Annotated in this window: 2 protein-coding genes and 2 pseudogenes; all 4 read right to left on the reverse strand. The window is 39.9% G+C overall.

Going from position 1 to position 2,776, the window contains the following annotated elements; translation table 11 throughout:
- Positions 1 to 119: pseudogene (locus K6V48_RS11970) on the reverse strand (IS3-like element IS1068 family transposase); the annotation flags it as partial.
- Positions 118 to 636 (reverse strand): annotated as a pseudogene (gene truB / locus K6V48_RS11515) (tRNA pseudouridine(55) synthase TruB); the annotation flags it as partial. The pseudogenes truB and K6V48_RS11970, both read right to left, overlap by 2 nt.
- A 126-nt stretch (positions 637 to 762) precedes the next feature.
- Positions 763 to 1,215, reverse strand: coding sequence for a VOC family protein (locus tag K6V48_RS11520; RefSeq protein WP_004258242.1), 453 nt, complete (start codon positions 1,213 to 1,215; stop codon positions 763 to 765).
- An 88-nt stretch (positions 1,216 to 1,303) separates the two neighbouring features.
- Positions 1,304 to 2,560 carry a multidrug efflux MFS transporter Mdt(A) gene (gene mdt(A) / locus K6V48_RS11525; RefSeq protein WP_171989999.1) on the reverse strand — a complete coding sequence of 419 codons (1,257 nt, stop codon included), beginning with the start codon at positions 2,558 to 2,560 and terminating at the stop codon, positions 1,304 to 1,306.
- Positions 2,561 to 2,776 lie beyond the last annotated feature (216 nt).

Below are 2,776 nucleotides of genomic sequence, written 5' to 3' on the forward strand. Positions count from 1 at the left end.
ACAATCAAGCCAGGCTGAGGATGTTCTTTCCCACAAGCTTGTAAGAAGCAATCCCTCACCAGTTTATCTTGCATCCGTGAAGACATTGACCAGCCTACAATCTTACGTGAAAAAACGTCTGCTACAAGCTACACGAAACGTAAATCGTGCGCAGCCCTTTTCAAAAGTCACTGGACTTGTCCGCGTAAATGATTTGATGGTAACCTTTCGTATGGGACGCTCAACCATTTGCCCAGCCCGTGCATATTCGTAAAGGCGCTTGCCTTTCACTTTAACTGCTGAATACATAGGTGGGACCTGTTGAATCTCCCCGACAAAACGTGTCATTACCTCATCAATTTCTTCGTCTGAGAGGGTTGATGGCACAGGTGTAGTTTCAATGACTTCACCTTCAGCATCCTCTGTTTCTGTAGAGAAACCGATTGTCACTTCGCCTTCGTATACTTTCCCCGCCTCTTCCATGTATTCCAGAAGGCGAGTGGCTTTACCAACAGCTACAGGGAGAACTCCTGTCACTTGTGGATCAAGCGTTCCTCCGTGGCCGATTTTTTTTGTTTTTAAAATTCCTCGAAGTTTAGCAACAACATCAAAAGATGTCCAGCCCGCTTCTTTATATACATTTAAAATTCCATTCATAGATACATAATTATAGCACTTTTTCAGACTTATTTCAGATAAAGGAGCGCTTCAATTTAAAATATTTACATAAAAATAACGTAGCATTTTCTGCTACGTTAAAATACAAGTGAACTTTGCCCGTTTTTACATTTCTCCAAGTTTAGAGTAAGGTTGCGCATGCAACATCCATCGTACGCCATATTTATCAGTAAAATCGCCCATAGCGCCGCCCCAGAATTGTTCTTCAAAAGGCATATTTATTGTCACTTTTCCTGAATCAGATAAGTGTTTCCAAAATTCCTGCGCTTCTGCCATCGCCTCTTTATCTTCTGAATTAAGATCTAATAAGATCGATATTCCTGTATAACTTAAAGCTTCATGTTGAAAATTATCTGCTGCCATAATAGTCGTTCCTAAGATATCAAACTGACTGTGCATTGTCATTTCTGCTGCTTGTTCTTCAGATAAACCAAATTCTTTTGCCTGTTCAGCAGCAACAGGAACACGGCGGATATTTTTTGCACCAAGAACTTCTTCATAGTAAGCAAGTGCTTCTTTGGTATTATTAAGAGCAATATAAGGATGTATGTTAGCCATAAGCGCCTCTTTCTTTTTTATACTTGCTATTGTGATACCTTCATTTTATCATAAGGAAGCTCTTTCAACTATTGATTTGACATTTATTTCATTGTCCTTCATTTTCTAACTTTCTTTGCAAATGTTTATCATAGTTCCGAACTGAGGGCGTACAATATAATAGAGCTGCAGCTAATATGCCTCCAAAGCCTGCAATCACAAGCATGTTTTGAACACCTATGGATTCCGCTACTGGAGCTGCGAAGATTAGCCCAACTGGTCCGGCAATACTCATCAATGCAGAGACTATTCCCATAACCCGTCCTAAGTATTGGGCTTCAAATGATTGCTGCGTGATTGCCATATTCATTGTGGTATAAATCTGTCCCCCAATTCCAGCAAAAACATTCAAAACAAGGAAAACCCAAAACCCGTTCATATTGCCAGGAAGAAAGCCTGAACCACCGATGCTCAAGCCAATGATAAGATAAGCCGCAATAATCCAGGGCATACGGTCCTTAGTTTTTCCAAAAATACCAACAGCAAAAGAGCCAATCAGCATCGCAGCAGCAAATAGAACTTCAACCCAACCCGCGTGGACAATCGTGCCGCCAAAATATTTTGTGGTCACTAGAGGATAAAGACTCATTGCAGGCATAAAAAGTAACATAAATAGGGCACCGATGAGTGTCATTTTCCACATCGGTTTATTCTCACGGAGAATTTTAAACCCTTCAAGCGTATCCCTAATCACAGAGATCTTTTCGCCCTGTGAAGCGACTTCTGGTATCCTGACTAAAAGCAACATTCCAGCACCAAGAATGAAGCCAATCACATCAAGTAAAATAACCCAATGAATCGGCATAGTTGCTACCATGAAAGCTCCAATCCCAGGTGAAACAATAACTATCAAAGATTGAATAATACCGAACTGTCCGTTGACTCGAGTAATTTCGTCTTCTGGTACCATTGTGGGCATAATAGATTGGACTGTTGGCATCTGAGCGGTCTGTGCAACCGCACGAATACCAATAGTCACAAAGACCATCCAAAGTGGATAAACATCATTATTAATCCCGTAAATAAAAAGACCCAAGGCTATTACTGCCACCACAGCATCATATGAAATAAGTAAGAACTTCTTGTTGATACGGTCAATGAATGGCCCAACAAACGGGCTTAGAAGCGCCATTGGTAACATACCTACAAGTGTAGCAATTGCAAGGACAGATTCTTCACCTGTTTCAAGGGTCAAATACCAAATAATCGCATACTGGACAATCATTGAAGTCACGCCCGTTAGGAGCTGACCTATCAAAAACAAATAAAAATTTTTCCGCCAATTTGGCGGGACTGATGTGTTCATAGAGTTCCTTTTTCTATATTTTCTTTAAGGAGCCTAAAATTTTATCCGTAATCCAAACAGATATTCTTCTCCATTTTAAATATTAGCATATCAAAAATGGAAAGTCAACGAAAAACTAGACACGGAGTTAAGAGAATTTAAGAATTATATTTTTCAAAGTCTTTTGGAGACTTGTAATCAAGACCTGAATGCATCCTTTTTGTATTGTAATAGGTC

It is taken from the genome of Streptococcus suis (assembly GCF_019794555.1).
GTDB classification, from domain to species: domain Bacteria; phylum Bacillota; class Bacilli; order Lactobacillales; family Streptococcaceae; genus Streptococcus; species Streptococcus suis_AB.